The sequence below is a fragment of the Bradyrhizobium erythrophlei genome (assembly GCF_900129425.1).
GTDB lineage: Bacteria > Pseudomonadota > Alphaproteobacteria > Rhizobiales > Xanthobacteraceae > Bradyrhizobium > Bradyrhizobium erythrophlei_C.
Window position 1 is genome coordinate 6,618,822 of sequence record NZ_LT670817.1, and the last position, 24,656, is coordinate 6,643,477.

At 64.5% G+C, this 24,656-nt stretch carries 17 protein-coding genes; 8 read left to right on the forward strand and 9 right to left on the reverse strand.

Annotation, left to right across the window (positions count from 1 at the left end; all coding sequences use genetic code 11):
• Positions 1-7 precede the first annotated feature (7 nt).
• From B5527_RS31605 to B5527_RS31625, 5 genes are all read left to right on the forward strand, one after another.
• On the forward strand, positions 8-1,786 hold the full coding sequence (locus B5527_RS31605; protein ID WP_079604994.1) for a GMC family oxidoreductase: 1,779 nt from the start codon (positions 8-10) through the stop codon (positions 1,784-1,786).
• The gene (locus tag B5527_RS31610; RefSeq protein WP_079604995.1) at positions 1,779-3,026 is read left to right on the forward strand and encodes a c-type cytochrome; all 1,248 of its coding nucleotides are present in this window, start codon (positions 1,779-1,781) and stop codon (positions 3,024-3,026) included. Before B5527_RS31605 ends, B5527_RS31610 begins: the two co-directional genes overlap by 8 nt.
• 203 nt (positions 3,027-3,229) lie before the next feature.
• Positions 3,230-3,505, forward strand: coding sequence for a FeoA family protein (locus tag B5527_RS31615; protein ID WP_079604996.1), 276 nt, complete (start codon positions 3,230-3,232; stop codon positions 3,503-3,505).
• A 19-nt stretch (positions 3,506-3,524) separates the two neighbouring features.
• The gene (gene feoB, locus B5527_RS31620; RefSeq protein WP_079604997.1) at positions 3,525-5,396 is read left to right on the forward strand and encodes a ferrous iron transporter B; all 1,872 of its coding nucleotides are present in this window, start codon (positions 3,525-3,527) and stop codon (positions 5,394-5,396) included.
• A 150-nt stretch (positions 5,397-5,546) separates the two neighbouring features.
• On the forward strand, positions 5,547-7,121 hold the full coding sequence (locus B5527_RS31625; protein WP_079604998.1) for an ABC-F family ATP-binding cassette domain-containing protein: 1,575 nt from the start codon (positions 5,547-5,549) through the stop codon (positions 7,119-7,121).
• Positions 7,122-7,481: 360 nt separating this feature from the next.
• Here B5527_RS31625 and B5527_RS31630 read toward each other — a convergent pair whose 3' ends face one another.
• From B5527_RS31630 to B5527_RS31640, 3 genes are all read right to left on the reverse strand, one after another.
• Positions 7,482-9,044, reverse strand: a complete 1,563-nt coding sequence (locus tag B5527_RS31630) for a Do family serine endopeptidase (RefSeq protein ID WP_079604999.1) — start codon at positions 9,042-9,044, stop codon at positions 7,482-7,484.
• 159 nt (positions 9,045-9,203) lie between these two features.
• Positions 9,204-12,884 carry an AsmA family protein gene (locus B5527_RS31635; RefSeq protein ID WP_079605000.1) on the reverse strand — a complete coding sequence of 1,227 codons (3,681 nt, stop codon included), beginning with the start codon at positions 12,882-12,884 and terminating at the stop codon, positions 9,204-9,206.
• A gap of 197 nt (positions 12,885-13,081) precedes the next feature.
• A complete protein-coding gene (locus B5527_RS31640; RefSeq protein WP_079605001.1) occupies positions 13,082-14,314 on the reverse strand; it encodes a cytochrome P450 in 1,233 nt (410 codons plus the stop codon).
• A gap of 144 nt (positions 14,315-14,458) precedes the next feature.
• Here B5527_RS31640 and B5527_RS31645 point away from each other — a divergent pair, with 144 nt between their 5' ends.
• Positions 14,459-15,070, forward strand: a complete 612-nt coding sequence (locus tag B5527_RS31645) for a TetR/AcrR family transcriptional regulator (protein ID WP_079605002.1) — start codon at positions 14,459-14,461, stop codon at positions 15,068-15,070.
• 207 nt (positions 15,071-15,277) lie between these two features.
• On the opposite strand, the gene B5527_RS31650 is transcribed toward B5527_RS31645, so the two are convergent.
• From B5527_RS31650 to B5527_RS31675, 6 genes are all read right to left on the reverse strand, one after another.
• Complete coding sequence (locus B5527_RS31650; RefSeq protein ID WP_079605003.1) at positions 15,278-16,573, reverse strand: MFS transporter; 1,296 nt, start codon at positions 16,571-16,573, stop codon at positions 15,278-15,280.
• Between the two features lie 129 nt (positions 16,574-16,702).
• On the reverse strand, positions 16,703-17,686 hold the full coding sequence (locus tag B5527_RS31655; RefSeq protein ID WP_079605004.1) for a hydroxyacid dehydrogenase: 984 nt from the start codon (positions 17,684-17,686) through the stop codon (positions 16,703-16,705).
• 153 nt (positions 17,687-17,839) lie between these two features.
• Positions 17,840-18,589 carry an ABC transporter ATP-binding protein gene (locus B5527_RS31660; protein WP_154072627.1) on the reverse strand — a complete coding sequence of 250 codons (750 nt, stop codon included), beginning with the start codon at positions 18,587-18,589 and terminating at the stop codon, positions 17,840-17,842.
• On the reverse strand, positions 18,570-20,369 hold the full coding sequence (locus B5527_RS31665) for an ABC transporter permease subunit (protein ID WP_079605005.1): 1,800 nt from the start codon (positions 20,367-20,369) through the stop codon (positions 18,570-18,572). The genes B5527_RS31660 and B5527_RS31665 overlap by 20 nt, the downstream gene beginning before the upstream one ends.
• The gene (locus B5527_RS31670) at positions 20,369-21,226 is read right to left on the reverse strand and encodes a branched-chain amino acid ABC transporter permease (protein WP_079605006.1); all 858 of its coding nucleotides are present in this window, start codon (positions 21,224-21,226) and stop codon (positions 20,369-20,371) included. The genes B5527_RS31665 and B5527_RS31670 overlap by 1 nt, the downstream gene beginning before the upstream one ends.
• Before the next feature lie 21 nt (positions 21,227-21,247).
• On the reverse strand, positions 21,248-22,444 hold the full coding sequence (locus tag B5527_RS31675) for an ABC transporter substrate-binding protein (protein ID WP_245332347.1): 1,197 nt from the start codon (positions 22,442-22,444) through the stop codon (positions 21,248-21,250).
• 274 nt (positions 22,445-22,718) lie between these two features.
• On the opposite strand from B5527_RS31675, the gene B5527_RS31680 reads away from it, so the two are divergent.
• Entirely contained in the window at positions 22,719-23,156 is a 438-nt protein-coding gene (locus B5527_RS31680; protein ID WP_079605007.1) for a DUF3617 domain-containing protein, read from the forward strand.
• 143 nt (positions 23,157-23,299) lie between these two features.
• Entirely contained in the window at positions 23,300-24,559 is a 1,260-nt protein-coding gene (locus B5527_RS31685) for an alpha-hydroxy acid oxidase (RefSeq protein ID WP_079605008.1), read from the forward strand.
• Positions 24,560-24,656 lie beyond the last annotated feature (97 nt).

The following is a 24,656-nucleotide window of genomic DNA, read 5'->3' on the forward strand; positions in this document are numbered from 1 at the left end:
AGGCGCGATGTCGCGAAAGCTGCCGAAAAAGGACGTCGTCATCGTCGGGCTCGGATGGACCGGCTCCATCATGGCCAACGAGCTGACCGACGAAGGCCTCGACGTGATCGCGATCGAGCGCGGTCCCTGGCGCGACGCGCCGACGGAATTCCCGCCAAACTACGCCCAGGACGAGTTGCGCTATCGCATCCGCCACGAACTCTTCCTTCGGCCGGAGCAATTGACCTTCACGTTCCGCAACAAGATGAACCAGACTGCGCTGCCGATCCGCGACTGGGGCTCCTTCATGCCGCCCAACGGCGTCGGCGGCGGCGGCGTGCACTGGAACGCGGAAACCTTTCGCTTCCTGCCAACCGATTTCGTGCTGCGCACCCATCTCACCGAGCGCTACGGCGCCGCGTTCCTGCCCGAGGACATGACGATCCAGGATTTTGGCGTCACCTATGACGATCTCGAGCCGCATTACGATGCGTTCGAATATCTGTGCGGCACCTCGGGCACGGCGGGCAACCTGCGCGGCCAGATCCAGGAAGGCGGCAATCCGTTCGAGGGACCGCGTTCCCGGCCCTACCCCACGCCGGCGCAAAAACAGCCGTTCAGCCACACGCTGTTCGGAAAGGCCGCGCGCGAACTCGGCTACAAGCCGTTTCCGCAACCCTCAGGCAATCTCTCGCAGGCCTACACCAATCCGCTTGGGATTCGCATGGGCCCATGCACCTATTGCGGATTTTGCGAGTGGTTCGGCTGCGGCAATTACTCCAAGGCCAGCCCGCAAACCACCATCCTGCCGCTGCTGATCCGCAAATCGAACTTTTCGTTCCGCGACAATTCGGAGGTTCTTCACATCAACCTTGACCGCTCCGGCAAGCACGCCACTGGCGTCACCTTTGTCGACACCGGCGGCGTTGAATGGGAGCAGCCGGCCGATCTCGTGATCCTCTCGGCCTACACGATGTTCAATGTCCAGCTTCTGCTGCACTCGAAGATCGGCACGCCCTATGACCCCGTCGCCAACAAGGGCGTGATCGGCCGCAACTTCACGCATCAGACCATCTCGACCGTCAACGGCTTTTTCGACAACAAGAAATTCAATTTCAACCCGTTCATCGCCTCGGGCGCGATCGGCATGTGCATCGACGAATTCAACGGCGACAATTTCGACCACGGCCCCCTCGGCTTCGTCGGGGGCGGCTATATGGGCCAGGTGCAGACCGGCGGCCGGCCGATCCAGTCGACCGGCGTCCCGCCGGGAACACCGAAATGGGGGGCGCAATGGAAGAGCGCGGTGCGCGACAACTATCTGTCACAGGTAAGGCCGGGCACCGGCGTGCACGGCAGCTTCTACAGCTACCGCGACGTCTATCTCGATCTCGATCCGACCTACAAGGACCGCTTCGGCCGGCCCTTGATGCGGATGACGATCGATTTCCACGACAACGAGATCAAGCAGAACGCCTTCCTGACCGACAAGTTTGCCGAGATCATCCGTGCCATGGGCGCGCATACGCTCGACAAGCAGTATCGCAAGGCACCGTATGACGCGACCGAGTACCAGACCACGCATCTGAACGGCGGCGCAATCATGGGGACCGACCCCGCCACGAGCGCACTCAATCGATACCTGCAAAGCTGGGACGTTTCGAACCTGTTCGTCACCGGCGCCAGCGCCTTCCCGCAAAACGCCGGCTACAACCCGACCGGCACGGTGGCGGCGCTGGCGTTCTGGGCGGCGACGGCGATCCGCGGCCAGTATCTGAAAAACCCGGGGCCGCTGGTCCATGCGTAAAGCCGCGATCCCCTTCGTTGTGTTTGGCGCGGCGGCGGCCTGGCTCGCCGGGGCATTGGGCACCGCCGCGGATCCGGACGGCCAGGCGTTCGATCGGATTGCAAAGGGCCGTTACCTCACGACCGTCGCCGACTGCTATGCCTGTCACACCGTGCTCGACGCCGGCAAGCCGTTCGCCGGCGGCCGTCCGATCGAGACGCCGTTCGGCATCATTACCTCGTCGAACATCACGCCCGATAACGAAACCGGCATTGGCGCCTGGAGCGACCAGCAGTTCGTCGACGCCGTCCGCCGGGGTGTTCGCCCGAACGGCAGCAGGCTCTACCCGGCGATGCCGTTTCCGGCCTACACCAAGATGACGCGCGACGACGTGTTGGCGATCCGCGCCTATCTGGCAACGGTCGAGCCGGTGCACCAGGCGGTCAAGGCCAACACGCTGCCGTTTCCGTTCGACATCCGCGAGGCGATGCGGCCCTGGGATGCGCTGTATTTCACCGAAGGTGAATTCCAGCCCGACAGCAGCCAGTCGGCGGACTGGAATCGTGGCGCCTATCTGGTCCAGGGCCCCGGTCATTGCACGGCCTGCCATACGCCGAAAACCTCCCTCGGCGGCGACAAGTCGGGCGACAACCTGCGCGGCTTCAACCTCCAGGGCTGGTTTGCGCCCGACATCACCGCAGATACCAGTCAGGGACTCGGCCAGTGGAGCGAGGCCGACATCACGGGCTATCTCAGGACCGGCCATAACCGGATGACGGCCGCAACCGGACCGATGGCCGAGGAAATCGTCAATTCCACTTCGCAATATAACGACAGCGATCTGCATGCGATCGCCACCTACCTGAAGTCGCTGCCGGCGCGGCAGGACAAGGCGCCGGCGCAAGCGGCGCAGCCGGTGATGGCGGCGGGCCAGGCCATCTATCGCGATCAATGCTCGGCCTGTCACGGTCTCGATGGACAGGGCGTGGCGATGCTGTTTCCGTCGCTGGCGCAATCTTCCCTCGCCCATGCCAGCGACCCCACCAGCGCCATCCGGCTGGTGCTGCGCGGCGGCCGAAGTGTGGCAACCAAAGCCGAACCGACCGCGCCGGGCATGCCGTCGTTCGGCTGGCAATTGAACGACGAACAGGTGGCGGCCGTGCTCACCTACATTCGAAATGCCTGGAAAACCGCCGCTGCGCCGGTTTCCGCCGACACGGTCGGCAAGGCCCGGGACCAGCTTCGCACCCGGTCCGATTAGGCTGGGCGAACGGTTCAAGGTTCTTGCCTAAACCGGCTGCAATTTCCTGCGCTGCCTTGCTTTTCCTTAAGGATTCGAAAGGGAGTCGGACGGCATTTTCCAGGACCGGCAGCCGCGCAGGGCTTTCTTACAATCGCTCTAAGGAGCGGCCTCATTTTGACTGCTGCGCTTGACCTGTCGGCCGCCGATTGAAAATACAGGGCATGATTGAAACCAGCGACGCTCGCCTGCAACTGCCGCTAGGCCTGGCCAAACGCGGCTATTGCGGCGTGATCCAGCACTTCGCCGCCGGCGATGCGGGCTCTGCGCTGTCGGCGATCGAGCTCGAAAGCCGGCTGATCGAACTCGGCTTCGTCGAGGGCGCCCGGGTCGAGGTGCTGCACGAAGGCGTGATCGGGCGCGATCCGATCGCGGTCCGGGTCGAGAACGTCACGATTGCGGTGCGCCGGCGCGAGGCCATGGCCATCATTGTCGCCTGAAGCAAGCGAACCTTAAGCCATGGAAGCTCCGTTGATGCATCTGGCTCTGGTGGGCACGCCGAACAGCGGCAAGACCTCGCTGTTCAATGCGCTGACCGGCAGCCGGCAAAAGGTCGCGAACTATCCGGGCGTTACCGTGGAGCGCAAGGAGGGTTCGTTCGTCACGCCGCTGGGACGCCAGGTGTCGGTGGTCGACCTGCCCGGCACCTACTCGCTGCGCGGTCGCAGTCCCGATGAAGAAATCACCCGCGACATCGTGCTCGGCCGCACGCCCGGCGAGGCACTGCCGGACCTCGTGCTCTGCGTCGCCGATTCCACCAATCTGCGGCTGACGATCCGGCTCGTGCTCGAACTCAAAAGCACCGGCCGGCCGCTGATGCTGGTGCTCAACATGTTCGACATCGCCACTCGCCGCGGCGTCACGGTGGACGTGGCACGGCTGTCCGAGGCGCTCGGCGTTCCCGTGGTGACATCGATCGCGGTGCGCAAGGGCGGTACCGCCGATCTGCTGCGCCGGACCGACGAGATCGCGCTGCAGACGCCAACGCCGCTTCAACAAAACCTCTGGCGACCGCTCACGATCGCCGAATTACGCGCCACCCAGCGTGAGGCCGATCGCATCATCGCGGCGACCGTCAGCCTGCCGGCACGGCCCGACTCCTGGACCGCGCGGATCGACGCCGTCGTGCTCCACCCGGTGGCCGGACTTGCGATCCTGGCGCTGATCCTGTTCGTGATGTTCCAGGCGGTATTCACCTGGGCGCAGCCGCTGATGGAGCTATTGTCGTCGGCCTTCGAAGCGCTCGGGCAACTGGTTCACGACACGCTGCCGGCGGGCATCCTGCAAAGCTTCCTTCAGAACGGCGTGATTTCCGGCGTCGGCAGCGTCATCGTATTCCTGCCGCAGATCGTCATCATCTTCCTGTTCATCCTGCTCCTGGAAGATTTCGGCTACATGGCGCGCGCGGCGTTCCTGATGGACCGCATCATGGGCGGCGCCGGCCTGCACGGCCGCGCCTTCATCCCGCTGCTGTCGAGTTTCGCCTGCGCGATCCCCGGCATCATGGCAACAAGGGTGATTGACAATCGCCGCGACCGGCTGACCACCATCCTGATCGCGCCGCTGATGACCTGTTCGGCGCGGATCCCGGTCTACACGCTGATCATTTCCGCCTTCATCCCCGACCAAACTGTATGGGGCTTCATCAATCTGCGAGGCCTTGTGATGTTCGGGCTCTATGCGGCCGGCATCGGAAGCGCGCTCGGCGTGTCGTTCCTGATCAAGTTCTTCATGTGGCGCGACTACGCGCCGGCGCCGTTCATGCTGGAATTGCCCGACTACAAGATGCCGCGCCCGAAAAGCATCGCCATCGGTGTCTACACCCGCGCCAAGATGTTCCTGCAGCGCGCCGGCACCACGATCTTCTCGATGATGGTGCTGATCTGGTTTCTGGCGTCGTTTCCGCTGCCGCCGGCCGGCGCGCAGGACCCCGCCATCAACTACAGCCTGGCGGCCATGATCGGCAAGGCGCTGGCGCCGTTGCTGGCCCCGCTCGGCTTCAACTGGCAGATCGCGGTGGCGCTGATCCCGGGCATGGCCGCGCGGGAAGTCGCGGTCGCAGCCCTTGGTACGGTGTACGCCATCGAGGGCGGCAAGGAAGCCGCCGAGCAGATCGGTCAGGTGCTTGCCACCAAATGGAGCCTCGCGACCGCGCTGTCGCTGCTCGCCTGGTACATCTTCGCGCCGCAATGCGCTTCCACGCTGGCGGTGATCCGCCGCGAGACCGGAAGCTGGAAATGGATGGCGATCACCTTCGCCTACATGCTGGCGCTGGCCTATGTGGCGAGCCTCGCGACCTACAACGTCGCCGTCGCGTTTGGCGCCGGATAAATTTCCCGCCGCGGCACACGCGTCACCCCTTGCGCGGAAGCCCGCAAATTTCTATGGAAGAGCGATCCGACCGGTAACCCCTCATGGAGGCTGAAATGGACATCGCAAGGCACATCGCTTCGCGTTCCCTGTCCATTTCGGAAGCCTGCCATGACCGCGTTCCTCACGCTGGATTCGATCTCCCTCGCCACCCCTGACGGCCGCCCGCTCTTCGACGGATTGACGCTTGCGCTGGGGCGCGAGCGGACCGGCATCGTCGGCCGCAACGGCTGCGGCAAATCCACCCTTCTGCGGCTGATCGCCGGCGAGGTCGAACCTGCCAGCGGCTCGGTTTTGCGCGCTGGCTCCGTCGGCATGCTGGCACAGCTGGCGGACGACAGCCTGACGGTCGCCGAGGCGCTGGGCGTTGCCGACGGTCTTGCCCGTCTGCGCCGGCTCGAAAGCGGCGAGGGTTCGCTGGATGACGCCACAGAGGCCGACTGGACGCTGGAAACGCGACTGGATGCGGCGCTGGTCGAAAGCGGCCTGCCCGCTCTGCCGAGGGAGCGCCGGCTCGCTTCGCTCAGCGGCGGCGAACGCACCCGCGTGGCGCTGGCGCGCCTCCTGATCGAGGCCCCGGACCTGCTGCTGCTGGACGAGCCGACCAACAATCTCGATGCCGATGGCCGAAAGGCCGTCGCCGAATTGCTCGAACGCTGGCGCGGCGGCGTGGTCGTCGCCAGCCACGACCGCGCATTGCTGGAGCGCGTCGACCGCATCGTCGAACTAACCGCCGTCGGCGTCACCATCTTCGGCGGCGCGTGGTCGGCATTTGCCGCAGCCCGCGATGCCGCGCGGGCGCGCGCCGAAACTGAACTCGACCGGGCCGCCGATGCCCTGCGCCATGCCGAGCGCGCCGTCCAGAAAGCCCGCGAGAAAAAGGCGCGTCGCGACAAGGCCGGCCGCGCCTGGCGCGCCAAGGGCATCGAAGACAAGATGTTCATGGACGCCGAAAAACAGCGCGCCGAAAATAGCGGCGCGCGCGAGGCCCACCTCGCCGGCCGCCTGATCGGCGATCGCGCCGAGGCCCTCGAAGAGGCGCGCGCCCACGTCGAGGTGCTGACGCCACTCGCGATCGAACTACCTAGAACCGCGCTGCGCGGCGGCCGCGAACTGATTGCCTTCGAGGAGGTCGCGATGGCATGGGATCATCGCCGCCTGTTCGGCCCGCTATCCTTTACGGTGCGCGGCCCGGAACGCATCGCCATCAACGGCGTCAACGGTTCCGGCAAGACCACGCTGCTTCGCCTGATCATGGGAGAACTCGAGCCCAGTACCGGAGAGATCTGCCGCCTCACCGATCGCATCGCCATGCTCGATCAGCATGTCGGCCTCCTCGATCCTTCGGCCAGCATCCTCGACAATCTGCGCCGCCTCAATCCGGATTTGTCCGACAACGAAGCGCGCACGACGCTGGCGCACTTCGCGTTCCGCAACAAGGCGGCGCTGCGGATCGTCGGCACGCTGAGCGGCGGCGAGCGTCTGCGTGCGGGACTGGCCTGCCTGTTCGCAAGGCCGCGGCCGCCCTTGCTCCTGCTGCTGGACGAGCCGACCAACCACCTCGACCTCACCTCGATCGAGGTGCTGGAGGCCGCGCTGTCGGGATTCGACGGCGCCGTGATGGCCGTGAGTCACGACCATGCGTTTTTGCACGCGATCAGAGCCGAACGCGAGATCAGACTCTAACGCATCTCCGGTTCAGTGGCCTCATCCTTCGAGACGTGCGCAAGAGCCGCTCTGCAGGATGAGTTCTAGACCTACATCTGTGGAGCGCGCGGCAACGCCGCGCGTCCCGAACCACGAGGCCAAGATACCGGACGATCAGTTGGCCGGGGTTCGTTCCAGAATGGCTCTGCGCAGCGTTCGCGACAGCGCTTCGACCGAATAGGGCTTCTGAATGAGTTCGAAGCCCTGATGGGGCGTTCTCCGCCAGCACGCTGCTGTAGCCGCTGGCCAGCCGGCACGCGACCAGCGGATGAGCGCTGACCGCGCGCAAAAGCCGGCAGCGCGCGATGACGCTGCCGGCTTTGTGCGTTGCTGCTTTTATTAGCCGTTGCCGAGCGGTACAGCGACGTAGTGAGAGGTGTCGCCGGAGCGAACCCTCATCAGGACGTTGTTCTTGTTGTCGGCGTGCGCTGTCTTGATCGCGTCACGCACGTCACCGGGGTTCGCCACGGATTTTCCCGCCACTTCGAGAATGACGTCGCCTTCCTTGAAGCCTCTTTCCGCGGCAGCGCTGTTCGGATCGACGCTGGTGACAACGACGCCATTTTTGCCGGCACCCGCAACTGAATCCGCGGGCGCGATCGTGAGGCCAAGCCGCGGGACGTCCGAACCATGCTCGGTATCGGCATTCGCCTCCTGCGTGGCAGGCAACTGACCCAACGTCAGATTGATGGCTTCGTCCTTGCCCTGATGCAGGACGTTGAGCTTGACCGCATCGCCGGGCGCGAGGCCGCCGATGGTGCGGGCGAGTTCGCGGGCGTCCTTGACGGTTTCGCCGTTGACCGACGTGATGACGTCGCCGGATTCGATACCGGCCTTGGCAGCGGGGCCGCTGGCTTGCGGTTCAGCGACCAGCGCGCCTTCCGCTTTCTTCAGACCGAGGCTATCGGCGATATCCTGGGTGACCGGCTGAATCTGGACGCCGATCCAGCCGCGGCTGACGGTGCCCTTGTCCTTGAGCTGGGCGATCACGTTCTTCACGGTTGGAGCCGGGATCGAGAAGGCGATGCCGACGCTGCCGCCCGACGGGGAGTAGATCGCGGTGTTCACGCCCACGACTTCTCCCTGCATATTGAAGGAAGGTCCACCCGAATTGCCCTTGTTGACGGGCGCGTCGATCTGGAGGAAATCGTCGTACGGGCCGTTGCCGATGTCGCGGCCGCTGGCCGAGACGATGCCGGCGGTGACGGTTCCACCGAGACCGAAGGGATTGCCGACTGCGAGCACCCAGTCGCCGATCCGCGGCTTGCCTGCTGCAAGTTTGGCGAATGGAAAGTCCGCGCCGCCCTCAACCTTGATGAGCGCGACATCGGTGCGGGCATCGGTGCCGATGACCTTTGCGGTATAGGTCTTGCCGGCATCGGTCGTCACCTCGACCTTGTCCGCGCCAGCGACAACGTGATTGTTCGTCACCGCATAGCCATCGGGCGAGATGAAGAAGCCCGAGCCCTGACCCATCATGACGCCATGACCACCGCGGTGATTTCGCATGCCGGGAGGCGTGCCTTCAGGGCCGCCAAACCGCCGGAAGAAACGTTCCATCGGCGGGCCCGACTGATCCGACTCATCGTTACCGCGGTCGCTCGCATCGGCCGCTTTGTCCTTCATCGTGACCTTGACTGAAATCACCGAGGGCTTCACGCGCTGCACGATATCGGCGAACCCGATCGGCTGTGCGACATTGCTGACATCATTATTGACCTGCGCATGCGCCGGACTTGCAAGAAGGCCGAAGCCGCCAGGCGAGGAATCGAAGCCGCAGACGGCAACGCCAAGACCGGCCACCACCGAAGCCATCAGCGCAATCCTGCGTGCGGAAAACAGCGAACGCCGGGCGCGCGGATGGAAGGGAACTGAAGAAGGATCAGATCGATGATCTGTCATACGGAAGTCTCCATGATTGAGGTGATAACGCGGCGGCTGGCGCCGATGACACCCAACATGCGACTTGCCGCGTTACGGCCCGCTGGCCAGCAAGTTAATGTTTCGCAACAAACGTCGCGGTCTTCGCCATAGACGTCCGATCGGGGGAAATGAAATGCGCTAGAACGCCGGCCGCTGCGGAGTTGCAACCGGCGGCGTCAGCACCAGCGGCGGGTGTGGCTTCGGCTTCGACGGCGGTCGCAGCAGGCCGGGAGCCGGGCGGATCTCGATCGGCGGCGGCAGGGGCGTTACCTGCTGGCTGACGACAGGTGCATTGGCAGGTGGCGGAGCCGCCGGCGGACGCGGGGCACTCACCGTTGGCTTCGGCTGAGGCCGGCGCGGATCGGTGCCCGGCATCGGCACCCCGGAGAAGGGTTGATCCGGGGGGACCGCCTCCGGCATTCCGGCCGGCGGTGTTGCCGCGGGGGGTGGAATCGACGCAGGCAAAGCCGGCGGCGGTTCTCCGCGCTCGATTGAATCCAGCCTTCGGGTTTCGCGATCGATCGCCCTCACCGCCAGCCATGACGACAGCGCCGCCACGTCGACGGTGCGATCGAGCGCATCCGGCGAGCCCACTGCGAACAATTGAATTTCCGGACGGCTGGTCGCCGATCCCGTCGTCGTCGACGCCAGATTGACGCGAATGTCGGCCTGGTCGGCGGGGATATCGTATCCACCAGACACGATCGCGCGTGCGCCATCGGCGTCGAGTGTGGTGGCATCGACGCGAAGCCGGCCATCCCTGATATTGAATGGAATTTGCGCCGACTTGACCGACAACGCGCCCGCTGACAGCACCGGCTCGACGATCTGCCGCAGCCTGTTGTCGTCGCTGGCCTGTCCGCTGTCGCTGGCGCGGATCGCCGTGTCGAAGGCGCGGGGATCGAGCCCGGCGACACGAGCGGATTCCAGCGTCAAGGTCCCGCTTCCGGACAACGCGCCGATCAGTGCCGAGGCGCTGCGGCCCTCGCTCGCCAGCGTCATCTGCATCGACGCACGGCCGGCGGGCAGTACGAGGCTGCGATAACGCAGCGCCGCGCCGTCGACGCCCGAGAATTGAACGCGCGCATTCAGCGCGATACCGTTCGTGCTTGGCCTGGCGTCGATCGTGGCGTTCGCCTCGCCGCCACCGATGTTGCCTTTGATGGCGTCAAAGGTCAGCGACTGGCCGTCGCTCTTGACGGTGCCGCTGACCGGGCGCAACTCGCCGCCGCCCGGAAGCGTGCCGCGCAACGCCTGAAATGCGATGCGGCCGCGCCAGCCCTTCAACAACCCCGAGCCGAGCGGCTGGGCGGCATCGTGCCCGGCCGCGCCGACAGCAAGCGCAAAGGCCGGCTTGAGATCGAGCGTGTCGAGTCCGAGTTCGCCCTCGACGTTTTTTTCATCGTCAAGGGTCAACGCCAGCCGGCCGCGCAGCCGCGAGCCCGCCATCGCGCCGTCCAGATCGTCCAAGGTCAGCTTGTTGCCGGACAGCGAGACACGCGACGACACGCTGACGTTCTGCGCCAGCGCATCGGCCGGCTTGAGATCGAACAGCGGCGCCAGATTGACACTGCGAACCTTCAGATTGACGCTGGCCCTGGGCTCGGACGCCCAGGGTTCCGCACTCCCCTGCGCTTCAGCGTCGAGGCCCGCCCCCGAGATCCGGGCCTTCAGCCGCAGCGGCGCCCGCCACATGCCCGTCGCCGATCCCTCAAACCGCGCCGGACCTTCGCCCGCCGCGATGGCGCGATCGAGCCCGAGCAAGGCAAGCAATGAACGGCCCTGCTCCGAAGATAAGTTGGTCTCAATGCCGAATTCACTGCGCCCGAGTGCATCGAAATCGATCTTGCGCAGCGCTGCGGCATCCGGCTTTGCCGTGATGGTGGCCGTGCCCTTGAGTTGCGGCGCGTCAAGGTCGAGCACCGCGCGCGCATTGGCGCGACCGGCGTGTTCGGAATTCCGGGTGAGATCGAGCGCGAGCCTCAAGTGCGCGGGGCCCGGAACCGCCGCCATCGAATTGAGCCGGGACGCCAGCGCCGGCGCCAGCGGCGCGATCAGGCCGGTGATCTGGCCCAGCGATGCGACGCTTGAATTCAGCGCCAGTTTGCCGGTTGCATTGACTCGGTCGAAACTTCCCGCCGCTTCCATCATCACGCCGGCAGGTCCGCCGATCTTCAGTTGGTCGAGCGAAATCGTGTTCGGACCGTAGCCGAGCTTCGCGACGAACGGGCGCAACTCCTGACCGGACGATATGGCGCTGCCGATATTCAGCGACAGCTGCGCCTCGTCCGGCCACTCCTCTTGCGGACCGGCCAGCGAACGCGCGAAGGCTGTAGCGGCATCGAGATCGAGACGTTCCGCCGTCAATTCGGCGTCGAAGCGGGAGCCGCCGCCTGCTGGCGGATTTGAAACCGCCATCCGGCCTTCGACGGCGCCGCCATCGATCTCGGCTTTCATGGCTTCGATGGCAACGCGACCAGGGGTCACACTGACGTCGCCGCTCAGCCGCAGCGGCTTTTGATTGCGATGGGTGATCTCGCTGCGGCCCTGCAACCACGCCAGCAGCGTATCCGGATCGGATGAGTCAACGCTGAGTGCTGTTTTGAAGCTTCCGGACGAAGCCACTGGGGTATTCATGCCGCTCAGGGAAATACTGGTGGCGCCGGGTGCGCGAAAATCCAGCCGGTCGATGCTCCAGGATCCGGCGTCGGCATGCAGATCGGCGGAAAGATTCTGCAACGGACGCCCGCCCAGCATGATCTGTTCGGCGCTGAATTCGATTTTGGCCGGAATCGGAGCCTGCGGAATGTCAGCGATAAGCGCGCGCAACCCCGGCAATAGCCGCAACGGCTCGCCGGCGTTATTGTCTTTGGCGACAAACTTGTCGGCGTCGAGCTGCCGCGCCGTGAGTGCGGCGTGGAGCTGCGGCGACGCGCCAAAGCGAATGTCGCCCAGTCCGGCAAATTTCAACGCGGTCTCTTCGGCGCCGTAGCTCGCCTCAAGCTGTTCGAGCCTTGCTGTGGCCGGGTCCGCCTTGACCTTGGCCGATATCCGCCAAGGCGTGATCGGGACATCCCCGTTGGACTTGGGGCCGGCGGGCACAGCCAGAACCAAGGCGCCGTCGAAGCGCGGGGCGCGTGCCTCGAACGAAAGCACGCCGTCGAGATCAGCGGACCACGGACGCATACCGGGATCGATGTTGAGATGCACGCGTGTGCCGGTGCCATCGGGGCTCTGACCGGATGAGACGCGGAACGGGTAGCGCGTACCTGACAGCACGAAGTTGCCGTCGCCGCGTACTGCGCCGGCGAGCGAGCGAACGTCGCCGCTGAAAGCGATATCGTTCAGCTCGAGCGTGCCGCGGCTTGCGGCGTCATGCAGCGCGATGCGGCCGGTCAGGTTCAGACGGTCGATCGAAAGCGTTCCCAGGTTGAACTTGCCGGTCGAAGCGGGCCAATCGATCCGCCCCTGGGAATCGAGGCCGAGATCGAGCGACATGCCGTTGATGGTGAGTTCGTCGGCACGCCATTCGCCGCGCATCAGCGAGCCCAGGCTGAATTCGACATCGAGCTTGTCGGCGCGAACCTTGCCGAGATCGTTGGGACCGCCGACCACCACCGAGCGCAGCCGCAGCGACGGCGTCGGCAGCAGCCGCGCGTCGAGTTCGCCGCCGACCCGCACCGGCGCGCCGACCACCCGCGTTGCCTCGGCCTCAAATTGCGGCCGGAACTGATTCCAGTCGATGAAGTACGGCCCGACCAGCGCCGCAAGCAGCGCGACGATGAAGGCAATCGCTAATCCGAGCAGCGTCGTCTGCACGGCGTCTCCCTTTGAGCAGGTGCCGGCGCGGCCTCCCGCGGCATGTATCCGGTCGCCAGGCAGCCCGCGGCTTCGCCCAGGAGACCCGAAACCGTCCAGCCGCCCGCCGCGCTGAGATCAACGCCGGAACAGGCCATATATAGAGCCAACTGTGGCGAAGTCACAGCGACGTGGCGCCACGCCCTCGTGAGGGTCCGTCACCAGCTTGCGGGCAGCCGTTTCAGGCCGCGCAGCACGAAGGTCGGTCGCCATTCCGGATTTTCGGCATCGTCGAGCCGCAGATCCGGCAGTCGGCGCAGCAGGCTCGCGATCGCGATCTCCGCCTCGATGCGCGCCAGCTGGGCGCCGAGGCAAAAGTGGATGCCCCCGCCGAACGACAGCGGACGCACATTGGGTCGGGTGATATCGAGGCGATCCGGACGGTCGGGATATACCGCCGGGTCACGATTGGCCGAACCCAGCAGGCAGAGCACGCCCTCGCCTTTCGGGATTTTCTTGCCACCGAGATCATCGATGTCTTCCAGCGCCACCCGGCCGGACATCTGTACCGAGGAGTCATAGCGCAGGAATTCCTCGATGGCATTGGTGATCAGCGCGGGATTGGCCTTCAGCAGCGCGAGCTGATCGGGATTGCGGTGCAGCGCCAACAGCCCGTTTCCGATCAGATTGACGGTGGTCTCGTGGCCGGCGCCGAACAGCAGAATGATATTGGCGGTCAGTTCCTCGTTGGAGAGCTTGCTGCCGTCTTCCTCGGCGTGCACCAGTTGCGTCGTCAAATCGTCGCCCGGGCTGCGTCTGCGCAGTTCGAAAAGCTGCTGGAAGTACATCTGCGCCATTGCATTGGCGGCATTGCCCTGCTCGATTTCGGCCGGCGACATCGGTACCGGCTCGAGAACGCGCCCGCCATCACGCGAGCTGGCGTAGAAAACCTCGCGATGCTCCTCGGGAATCCCGAGCATGTCGCAGATGATGGTGACCGGCAGCCGGAACGCGAAATCCTCGATCAGATCCATCTGCCCGTTCGGGGCGATGCGGTCGAGTGTTTCATCGACGATCTGCTGGATGCGCGGGCGCATGTCCTCGACCCGGCGCGCCGTGAACGCCTTCACCACGAGGCCGCGCAGTCGGGTGTGGTCGGGCGGATCCTGCTGCAGCATCCAGTGGCTCATGCTGCGAAAGACCGGCTCCTCCATGATCTGCGGTCCATAGCGCCGCTTCGTCCGCTCGACGTAATCCTTGCCGAAGCGCTTGTCGCGCAGCACCAGACTGGCTTCCGCGTGCCGGCTCGCGACAAACGAGCCAAGCGCCGTCTGGTGCATTGGATCGGTAGTTCGCAGCCGCTCGTAGTGGGGATAGGGATCGCGAATGAACTCCGGCGATAGCGGGTTGAAAAGCGGCTCGGTGGTAGCCGTCTGAACAAGCTCGTTCATGATGACCTCATTTGGTTGCCGCGCTGGAGCGCCCGAAGTTGAGTGCATTGGCCTGCTCAAAGGCCGGACCCGAGGTGGTTATCCAGGCACCCTGAAATTCGATACACTATTGTATCGAGTTGCATTTTGACCTAAAACAGGCCGATGTCAAGAGTCCGAACCAGACCGACCCGGGACGAAACCTGCGAAAAACTGTTCGAGGCGGCGGCGCGCGCCTTCGAGGAACAGGGAATCGGCGGCGCCAGCATCGAGGCCATTGCGGCTGCGGCCGGCTTCACGCGCGGGGCATTTTATTCGAATTTCAAGAGCAAGGACGAGTTGATCATCGCCATGATCGAGGACCATGTCGAGCAATCCATTCGACGCAATCTCGATCTTCTCGCCAGGCACAAGAACCTCGCGGATTTTATCGATGCGCTAAAGACCATGGACCGCAGCCGACAGGATCCGCTCGGTCGTTCTCCGCTTCTGCACATGGAGATGATCCTGTTTGTGGCACGCGCCGAAAAGCGCAGACCTGACCTTGCCAAGCGCCTGCGGGCCAGAAGAAAACTGATTGCGGATATCGTCGAGACCACGTCGACGAACAGCGGAAAGAACGGACCCCTGAACCCGGCATGGACCGCCGCGATTCTGCTGGCGCTGGAGGACGGCTTTCGTCTGCACCGTCTGATTGATCCGGAGACCACGTCAGCTGACAGCTTCCTGCGTGCCATCGGCGATCTGCAGAGAGCCATGGGAATTTCATCGGCCTGACGGAATTTTTCGTCCGAATACAGCCGCCACGGCGGACGAGTATTTGGCGGCGCTAATGCTGGCTCGACGACAATCCTGCCAGCGATCAGTCTGGCGACCGCGGTCTTCGTCGTGTTCAGCCGGCGCAATCCGCTGTGGCGATCGCGGCCGGCACCTGCGTCAGCATCGCAGCACGTTGCAGCACTTCATCCGTGACTGCAGGGCAAGCTAGCCGGTCCTCTGGATTTGCGTCCGGTGCAACTGGCCCGCGACTGCGCGGATTTTGCCGGGCGACGCCATCCAGATCGCGAATGCGGACAATGCGCAGACACCGATCCCGATGGCGAAGGCGAGCGTATAATCCCCCGTGAGGTCGTGCAGAACACCGGTGACGAGGGGGCCCGCCGCACCTCCGGCGAGCGCGGCAAGCATCACGCAGCCGAAAATACTGCCATAGTGCTTGCCCTGAAATATCTCGACCACTACCGCGCCCATGATCGAGGTCAGGCCGTAGCCCAGCGCGCCCTGCCCCAGCACCATGAGATAGACCAGCGGCAACGTCGGAAAATACTTAAGCGCGATCAGTGCCGCAAAGCAGATCGCAAAGCCGAAGCAACTCGCACTCCAGATCCATTCGCGCCCCACCCGATCGGAGATGTGTCCGAGCAGGATTTGGCCGGGAATACCGAGCAGGCTGACCACGCCAAGCGCCCAGACCGCGACGCTGGAGCTGAAGCCGATGTCGAGCAGGTATTTGGTCTGGTGGACCTGCACCGCGTACCAGATATACAGGCCGCCGAAATAGCCGAGCGATATCCACCAGAACCGCGCGGTGCGAAGCGCGCGCCGCAGGGTCCAGTCGATGCCGGCCCATACGGGATCGACGACATTCGATACCGGTCTGGTAGAGGCCGAGGGCGCGGCATCGCCATCGGGTTCGAGCCCGATGTCTTCAGGGCGCTTGCGCAGCAACAGGTTGATCGGCGCCAGCACCACCAGAACCACGATCCCCATCGCGGTGCAGGCGGTGCGCCAGCCGGTTTGCTCGATCATGTGCTGCACCCAGGGCAGCAGCGTCATGGAGCCCAAGCCGACGCCGGCGAAAGCAAGCCCCATGGCGAGGCCGCGCCGGCGATTGAACCAGTTCGGCAGAAACAGCGATTGACCGGAATAGCCGAGACAGATGCTGCCGGCGCCGACCAGCACGCCGATGGTCAGATACAGATGCCAGGGCTGCGTGGTCAGCGGCGCGAGCAACAAGCCACTCGCCATCAAAGCCACGCCGAGTTCCATCACCGTGCGCGGGCCGAAGCGGTCCATCATGCGGCCGATCAGCGGGCTGACCGCGGCGGAAACCAGAAAGCCGAACGAAAATGCACCGGCGGTGACGCCGCGCTCCCAACCGAACTCATCGATGATCGGCGGAAAGAACAGCGAAAACGCGGTGCGCGCATTGACGCCGATCGCCATGGTGACGAACGTCACCGCGATGATGATCCAGCCGTAAAAGAAGGGAAGCCGCATCAGAAGCCTTTTTGTGGAAGTGACGGGGATGTCGAATTCAGGTGGTTGCGCAAAACCGTTTGGCGGGAGCGTGTCTTTCGAGAACGATTCAGGCGTCCTTCGCAATTTTTACCGGCTCCTGGTCAGCACTCAAGGACGACGTTTCCAACGATCGGCATTGACGGCACCCATCGGGACCTTGCCATCGATAATCGCTTCGACCTGGCGAACGGTCTCGGACGACTGGCTTTCGATCGCCGGTGGCGTCAGCCCCCCGATGTGCGGCGTCGCAATGACATTCGGCAGCTTCGCCAGTTCGGGTGACGGCATTTGATCCAGCGCGCGGCCGACATCCATCGCCGCGCCGGCAATGCGGTTCTCACGCAGCGCCGCCATCAGCGCGGCTTCATCGACGAGGTTGCCGCGAGACAGATTGATGAAGAATGCGTGCGATCGCATGCGCGCCAACTCCGCCTGTCCGATCAGATTTTCCGTGCTTTCGTTGGCGATTGCGAGGCAAACCACATAATCGGACCGTTCCAGAAGGTCTTCGAGCGACAGATGTCTTATCCTGGCGTCGTTCACGCTCGCGAACGGATCGGCCACCAGAACCTCCATCCCGAGCGCGAGAGCGATCGGAGCGAGATAACGGCCGATGCTGCCGTAACCGATGATGCCGAGGCGGCTGCCGGCCAGTTGCCGCCCCATTACGACCTCCGGCGCCCGCCCCGAGTGGTAGTCCGCCGTGGCGCGCGAAATTCCACGCGACAGATCGACCATGAAGCCAAGCACAAGTTCCGCCACCGATGGCACGAAGCCGGGTTCGGCCCGCGTGACCAGCACACCCGCCGCGGAAGCGGCCGCGACATCGATGTTGCGGATATCGACCGCGCAGCGAACGAAGGCGCGCAGCTTTGGCAGCCGCGGAAAAATCTCACCCGGCCCCTGCGTCAGGCGGTCGGCGACGATGATATCGACATCGCGCGCGGCCTCGATCAGGCCGGCAGCGTCGAGGGCGTCATCGGCTTCATTGAGAACGACCTGGGCCAGGGCCTGGAGGCCTTTCAGACTGCGCTCGCCGTAATACTGGCGCCGGAACTGAGGCGTATGGGTCAGCAGAATTTTTGTGATCATATGGTCTCTCTCAACTGACGGCGGTCAGTAACCGAAGGCGCGCGGCAGCGCGGTGCTGATGGCCGGCACGAAGGCAATCACCAGCAGGCACAGCAACGGCAAGCCGAGATAGCCGATGATCGGCTTGACGGTTTGTTCGGGCACAACAAGCTCTCACCCAACGACCGGCGCGTGGCTGTCATGTCCAAAATAGGCGCGTTCGAGCCGCTGCGGCAGGTTGGCCTCGCTGGTCGGCGCTTCCATCACGATGTGGCCCTGCACCAGCGCGTAGACGCGGTCGGCGGCGGCCAGCGCCTTTTCCAGCAATTGCTCGACCAGCAGCACGGCCGTGCCCTTGCTGCGGAGCTGGGCGATGACGTTGAGCACGCGATCGACCAGTACCGGCGACAGGCCCGCTGAGGGTTCGTCGAGCATCAACAGCCGCGGCCGGCGCACCAGTCCCTGCGCCACCGTCAGCATTTGTTGCTGGCCGCCGGAGAGCGCGCCGCCGCGCTCGTGGCGCTTCTCGGCGATCTCCGGAAAGAACGCCAGCGCCTCCTCGACGCGGGCCGCGCGCTCGCCGCGTGGCAGGTCGTAGGCCGCCAGCAACAGGTTGTCGGTGACGGAAATCTGCGTGAACACGCGATGGCCTTCGATGACGTGCACGAGTCCGGCGCGCGCCGCCTCGCGCGGCGTGGCGTTAGTCATGTCGCGGCCGGCGAAGCGCACATGCCCGGCATTGACCGGCAGCAATCCCGACAGCGCGCGCAGCATGGTAGTCTTGCCGGCGCCGTTGGGGCCGAGCAGCGCCACCACCTCGCCCGGCGCTACCGTGAAATCGATGCCGTGCAGCACGCGGATCTTGTCGTAGCCGGACTGCAGCGCTTCGACCGTGAGCAGAAGTTCAGCCGCCGAGGTAAGCACTGACCACCTCCTTGTGGACGCGAATCTCGGCCGGCGTTCCCGCAGCCAGGATACGGCCGAGATTGAGCACGGTGACTTGGTCGCAGATGTCGAAAATCAGGTCGGCATGATGCTCCACCAGCAATACGCCGGTGCCGCGCCGGCTGATCGCCTTGATGAGAATCCCGAGGCGTTCGATCTCGTCGCTGGAGAGACCGGCGGCAGGCTCGTCGAGCAACAGGAAATCCGGCTCCAGCATCAGCGCCCGCGCGATCTCGATGAAACGCAACTCGCTGTGTTGCAGCCGGTCGGCACGGACCTCGGCCAGCGTTTCCAGTCCGACGACGTCGAGCAGCGCGCGGGCCTTGGCGGCGAGCCTGCGCTCGTCGCGCCGGTTGCGCGGCAGCGCCAGCAGCGCTTCGACGAAGGTTGCCTGGCCCTCGATGGTACCGCCGATCATGACGTTCTGCAGCACCGAGGCCTCGCCGATCACGCGCGGGGTCTGGAAGGTGCGGGCGATGCCGCTTGCCGCGCGCAGCGCCGGCCGGCCCGGCGGTAGCGCGTCGTCGCCCAACGTCATAGTGCCGGCCTTGGCGGCGTAGTAACCGGAAATCACGTTCAGGGTCGTGGTCTTGCCGCTGCCGTTGGGGCCGATCAGGCCATGAACCTGGCCCGGCCGGACGTCGAGATCGAGCCCGTCGATGGCGCGCACATTGCCGAAATTCAGCGCAATCCTGCGCAGGCTCAACGTCCGGTCACCCGCGCGCTTGCGGACGACATCGCCGAGCGCGGAGGGACGCGGTACGATGGCGCGGTTGCTCGCGAGCGGACGGCGGTTGCGAAAGTCCAGCAGTGCTGCGATGCCGCCGGGCATCACCAGCACGATCACCAAGAGCAGCACGGCGTAAAGGAACGTCGACCACGCCGCCAGCGGTGCGGCGATCTCCGGCAGGATGGTCAATATGATGGTGCCGAGCATCGGGCCCAGGATCGAGCCGCGTCCGCCGATCAGGATCGCGATGAAGAACAGGATCGACAGATCGAAGGTAAAAGCGTCCGGCGTGATGTAGGTCTGCAGGCTCGCGAACAGGCCGCCGGCGATCGCCGCCAGCGCGCCGGCCAGCAGGAAGATCGCAATCAGCATGCGTGGCTTGGAAATGCCGGTGGCTTCGGCCGCGACTTCGGCGTCGCGGACCGCGATCAGGGCGCGGCCGAACCGGCTATGGGCGACATTGGCGCTCATCCAGGTGCAGAAGGCGGCGAAGCCGATACAGAGATAGTAATAGCCCCATGCGGTATTGAACGGCGCTGGAAATTCCGGGCCGGATATGCCGATGCCGCCGCCGGTGACGCTCTGCCAGGCCAGCGCGATCTGGGTGACAATGGTGGCGAAGCCAAGCGTCGACATCGCGAAATAGAACGTGCGCAATCGCAACGCCGGCAGGCCGACGATGACGCCGAACACCGCGCCCACACAGCCCGCGATCGGCAATGCCGCGAATACCGGCAGCGCCGGCATCACATTGCCGGCCACCAGCACGCTGGTGGTGTAGGCGCCGAGCGTCAGCAGCGCGACATAGCCGATCGCCAGATGTCCGGCGAAACCGACGATCAAATTGAGTCCGGAGACCAGCACCCAGTAGATCGCCGCCCGTGTCCCGATCAGCGCCCAGTAGTCGTTGCTGACGAACGGCAGCACCATCGCGACCGCGAGGATCCCGAGAAACGGCGCCAGTTGCGGCAGCACCGCGCGATAGGCGCGGGGTTCGCTGCGTGCCGGGGTTGCGGTGACCGAGGTCATCACACCCTCCGCGCCGTGGCCGAGCCGAACAGGCCTTGCGGCGCCGCCAGCAGGACCACGATGAACAGCGTGAACACGGCCACCGACGAGAAGATGCCGCCGACCAGGAAGTTAGCCGCCTGCTGGAACAGGCCGAGCGCCAGCCCGCCGATGATGGCGCCGCGGTTGTTGCCGAGCCCGCCGAGCGCCACCGGCACGAAGCCGTAGAAATTCAGCAGCGCACCATTGGCGAAGAACGCCAGCAGCAACTCGCCGCCGGAAAATCCGGCAACCCCGCCGATCACCCCGGCGAGCGCGTAACTGGCGATGCGCAGATTGCGCTCGGGCAGGCCCAGCGCGCGGGCGGCGAAATTGTCCTCCGCGATCGCCAGGAACGCGCGGCCGACCAGCGTGCGGCGATAGAGATATTCGAGGCCGGTGATGGTGACCGCGCAGGCGGCGACCGGCAGCCAGAATTTTTCATCGAGGACCCCGCTGCCCCACCCGATCAGCCTGGGAAACGGCTGCGGCTCGGTGCCCCATTTGATCGCCGCCACCTGTTGGATCATCAGCGCTAGCGCCAGCGTGGACAGCACATAGAGGTGTTGGTCGAGGTTTTTCAGCACCGGCCGCACCGCGACGAATTCGGTGATGACCCCGATCACAGCGCAGCCGAACAACGTCAGCAGCAAACCGGCCCATATCGGCATGCCCAGCTTCAGTATGAACATCGAGCCGAACACGCCGCCGAGCATGGCAAGCTGGCCGGAGGTGAAGCTCATCACCCGCGAGGTCGAGAACATCGTGTTGTAGGTGACGCCGACGAGTGCGTAGATCGCGCCCGCCGCCAATCCCGATGCGAGAATAGAGGCGAGCATCTGCCCTGCCCTCTGCCGCGGTCAGCTGTAACCGGGGGCCAGCGCGAAGGTGCCGTTCTTGGCGGTCGAGGCCTCCGACATCACGATCTCGTCGGTCGGATAACCATTGTGCTGGGTCGGCGTGAACGTGTAGTCCCCGAAATAGCCGGGATATTTCGACAGCGAATTCAAATAGGCGATAATGCCGGGGCCGTCGGTCGATCCGCTGGTTTCGACACCCTTGGCGAACAACTCGATGGCGTCGATGCCGCCGGCGATCCACCACAACAGGGTATCGTTGAGCGCGACGTTGGCCTTGGTGAGGCGGTCGACCAGGTCCTTGGTCTTCGGAGGCAGCTTGCCCGCGCCATCGTAGCTGACGCTCTTGTAGCCGACGGCGTAGACTTTTTTCCAGTTGGCGGGCTTCTCGACCAGCCCGGCGATTTCGCCTGACGCCAGCGAGGGATGACCGACAAAGGCCACATCCCAGTTCATGGCGGCGCGGGTGTTGAACATCCGCGCTTCCATGCCTGTCGTGACGCTCCACACCACGATCACCTCGGCGCCGGCATTTTTGGCGCGCAGCATGTCCGGCGTCATGTCGGGCTGGGTCGCATCGATGTTGGCCTGATAGACCACGTCGGCGCCGTCCTTCTTGAACGCCGCCACCGACGCGCCCAGCGCGGTCACGCCGTAGCCCGTGGTATCGCCGATCACGGCGATCTTCTTCACCTTGAGGATATTGAGGCAATAGCTGCGGACGGCATCGTCCCACTGGCTGTTCGAGGGCGCCATGCGAAAGGCATTGGGAAATTTGGCGGGGTCGATCAGGCTTTCGACGACGCAGGGATGAATGTTCGGCATCTTGGCGCGCGCCATGATCGGCGTGGTAGCGAGCGCCTCGCCCGAATTGACCGGCCCCCACAGCGCGTGAACCTTGGCCTGGCTGATCAATTCCTGCGTCGCGTTGACCGCCTTGGTCGGATCGCCCTGGGTATCGCGGGTGATGACCTCGATCTTGCGGCCCTTGACACCCCCGGCGGCGTTGATGGCGTCGACCGCAAAGATCACGCCGCGATTGAAGCCGATGGTGGGTGCGGAACTCGGACCGGTCATTGCGGCGAGCCAGCCGATCTTGATCGGCTCCGACTGGGCGATGGCGGGCTTTGGAAACGGCAGGGCCGCGGCGCCCAATGCTCCGGCGCTGCCCAGCAAAACCTTACGACGCGAAATCGCCATGTATTCCTCCCCGATACTATTTTTCAGGCGCCCGTCATTGCCGTGGGCGCTCTGGTTTGGTCCGCCAAATTTGAGCCTGATGTGGACGTCTTGTCCAGAGCTTCCGGTTGGAAGATACGAGATTGCAGCAAAGGGAGCGCCGATTTCGTGGAATAATGAAGGTCTGCTGGCGCGCCTGAACGACCCGATGGGAGACGACACCTGCGCCCCGTGATACCAGCGAAATGTCCGCGACTTCCCGCTTGGTGTCCTAACGAACTGGAGAAACAGGCCGATGAATAAATTTGTGGTGGTCTTGTTCTGCGCGCTTTCCGGGCCGGCGGCCCTGGCCGCAGCCGAGAATCTGATTGAGCCGGGACAGTGGAAAATAACCTCGAAAAATGTCGTGAACGGCGCGACCATGCCACCGCAGGTGAAGGCGCGTTGCCTCAGCCCTGAACAGGCCGGCGACGTCGCCAAGACCTTTGGCCCCGCGACCAACACCGTTAATTCGACCTGTGAACGCACGGAATACGAAGCGACCGGCCGAACGCTGAAATGGCACCTGCAGTGCAAGGGGCAAATGGGTATGGATGTCTCCGGCAATTTCAATTTCGACAGTGCGTCGCACTACACAGCCACCATCACCACCAAGGCCTGGATGGCGGGCATGTTGACCAACGATGTGAAAACGGAATTGGAAGCCGAGCGCGTCAGCGAGTGCCAGCCGTGACCGAAGGACGACACAGCGACCTCCCCTAACGCCGGTTCGAGCGAGCCGCGATTGAGGGTGACCCGTACGGCTCCTATGGCTTCCGGGAAACCCCGCCGGCTGCTATCGTCCCCCACAAGAACAACAACAGGGGGGATATTTGAATGACGTCGCCGATCGTTCGCGCCACCAGCCGCCGCCGTTTTCTGCAACACCTCGCGGCAAGTCCGCTGTTCGCCTCAGGCACGCTTTCGGCTTACGGCGCCGAGGCACCCTCCAAATGGCCCGATCCGATGATCTGGGCGCCGGCAGGCGGCGGCGAACTGATCGACCGCCCGAAGGACGCCATCAACGTGTTCGACTTCGAGCCGGTGGCGCGCAAGAACGTGCCGCCGGCGCATTTCGGCTACATGGCGTCCGGCCTGGACGACGAAGTCACGCTGCGCGCCAACCGCGAGGGCTTCCTGAAATTCCAGCTGATGCCACATCGTCTCAATGACGTGTCCAAGGTCGACACCAGCGTGGAGCTTTTCGGCACCCGCTACGATTCGCCGATCTTCGTGTGTCCGACCGGTGGCAACCAGTTTTTTCATCCCGACGGCGAGGTTGCCGTCGCCAAGGCCGCGCGCGCCGGCAACCATTTGCAGATCCTGTCGACATCCTCGAACTATTCCGTCGAAGACGTCACCGAGGCGCGCGGGGCGCCGATCTGGTTCCAGCTCTATGCGTCGCCGCGCTGGGAGGTTGCGCAGGCGCTGATCAAGCGGGCCGACGCCGCCGGCTGTCCGGTTCTGGTGGTGACCGTCGACCGGATCGCGGGCCGCAATCAGGAAACCCTGTTCCGGCTGATGCGCACCGATACGCGCGAATGTTCGGCCTGTCACGATCGCGGCAGCTTCGCGGCGCGCTCGGTGCGCCGGCACAATTACGACGGCATCGATCTCTCCGGCATGCCCGCGGGCGGTGAGTCCTCCAACTTGTCCTGGGATACTTTCAAGCGAATGCGGGACATCACGCGCATGAAGATCGTGCTCAAGGGCATCGTAACCCCCGATGACGCCGAGTTGGCGGTGCAGAACGGGATCGATGGAATTCTGGTTTCCAACCACGGTGGCCGCGGCGAGGACAATGGCCGCTCCACCATCGACGCGCTGCCGGACATCATCGCGGCAGTGAAGGGACGAATGCCCGTGATCGTCGACAGCGGATTCCGCCGCGGTACCGACGCGGTCAAGGCGCTCGCGATCGGCGCGCAGGCGGTCGGAATCGGCCGGCCCTATCTGTGGGGACTGGGTGCCTTCGGCCAGGAAGGCGTCGAACGGGTGCTCGAGATCGTGCGCACCGAAACGCGGGCGGCGATGCAGCAATGCGGCGCGCGCTCGGTGAGGGAGCTCAATCCGAGCTTTGTGCGCCGGGCAACCTAGAAATCGTCGGGTCCGCTGTTTGTTTTAACCGACGCAAACCGGTCAGGCTTGTCGAAGCCCGCATTTTCGCTACCATCCGACTCAATAGAAGAACAAG

Bases quoted from the DNA above. Each gene is read 5' to 3' on its own strand.
- B5527_RS31605 (WP_079604994.1), top strand. From the start codon at position 8: ATGTCGCGAAAGCTGCCGAAAAAGGACGTCGTCATCGTCGGGCTCGGA.
- B5527_RS31610 (WP_079604995.1), top strand. From the start codon at position 1,779: ATGCGTAAAGCCGCGATCCCCTTCGTTGTGTTTGGCGCGGCGGCGGCC.
- B5527_RS31615 (WP_079604996.1), top strand. From the start codon at position 3,230: ATGATTGAAACCAGCGACGCTCGCCTGCAACTGCCGCTAGGCCTGGCC.
- feoB (WP_079604997.1), top strand. From the start codon at position 3,525: ATGGAAGCTCCGTTGATGCATCTGGCTCTGGTGGGCACGCCGAACAGC.
- B5527_RS31625 (WP_079604998.1), top strand. From the start codon at position 5,547: ATGACCGCGTTCCTCACGCTGGATTCGATCTCCCTCGCCACCCCTGAC.
- B5527_RS31630 (WP_079604999.1), bottom strand. From the start codon at position 9,044: ATGACAGATCATCGATCTGATCCTTCTTCAGTTCCCTTCCATCCGCGC.
- B5527_RS31640 (WP_079605001.1), bottom strand. From the start codon at position 14,314: ATGAACGAGCTTGTTCAGACGGCTACCACCGAGCCGCTTTTCAACCCG.
- B5527_RS31645 (WP_079605002.1), top strand. From the start codon at position 14,459: ATGTCAAGAGTCCGAACCAGACCGACCCGGGACGAAACCTGCGAAAAA.
- B5527_RS31650 (WP_079605003.1), bottom strand. From the start codon at position 16,573: ATGCGGCTTCCCTTCTTTTACGGCTGGATCATCATCGCGGTGACGTTC.
- B5527_RS31655 (WP_079605004.1), bottom strand. From the start codon at position 17,686: ATGATCACAAAAATTCTGCTGACCCATACGCCTCAGTTCCGGCGCCAG.
- B5527_RS31665 (WP_079605005.1), bottom strand. From the start codon at position 20,369: ATGACCTCGGTCACCGCAACCCCGGCACGCAGCGAACCCCGCGCCTAT.
- B5527_RS31670 (WP_079605006.1), bottom strand. From the start codon at position 21,226: ATGCTCGCCTCTATTCTCGCATCGGGATTGGCGGCGGGCGCGATCTAC.
- B5527_RS31675 (WP_245332347.1), bottom strand. From the start codon at position 22,444: ATGGCGATTTCGCGTCGTAAGGTTTTGCTGGGCAGCGCCGGAGCATTG.
- B5527_RS31680 (WP_079605007.1), top strand. From the start codon at position 22,719: ATGAATAAATTTGTGGTGGTCTTGTTCTGCGCGCTTTCCGGGCCGGCG.
- B5527_RS31685 (WP_079605008.1), top strand. From the start codon at position 23,300: ATGACGTCGCCGATCGTTCGCGCCACCAGCCGCCGCCGTTTTCTGCAA.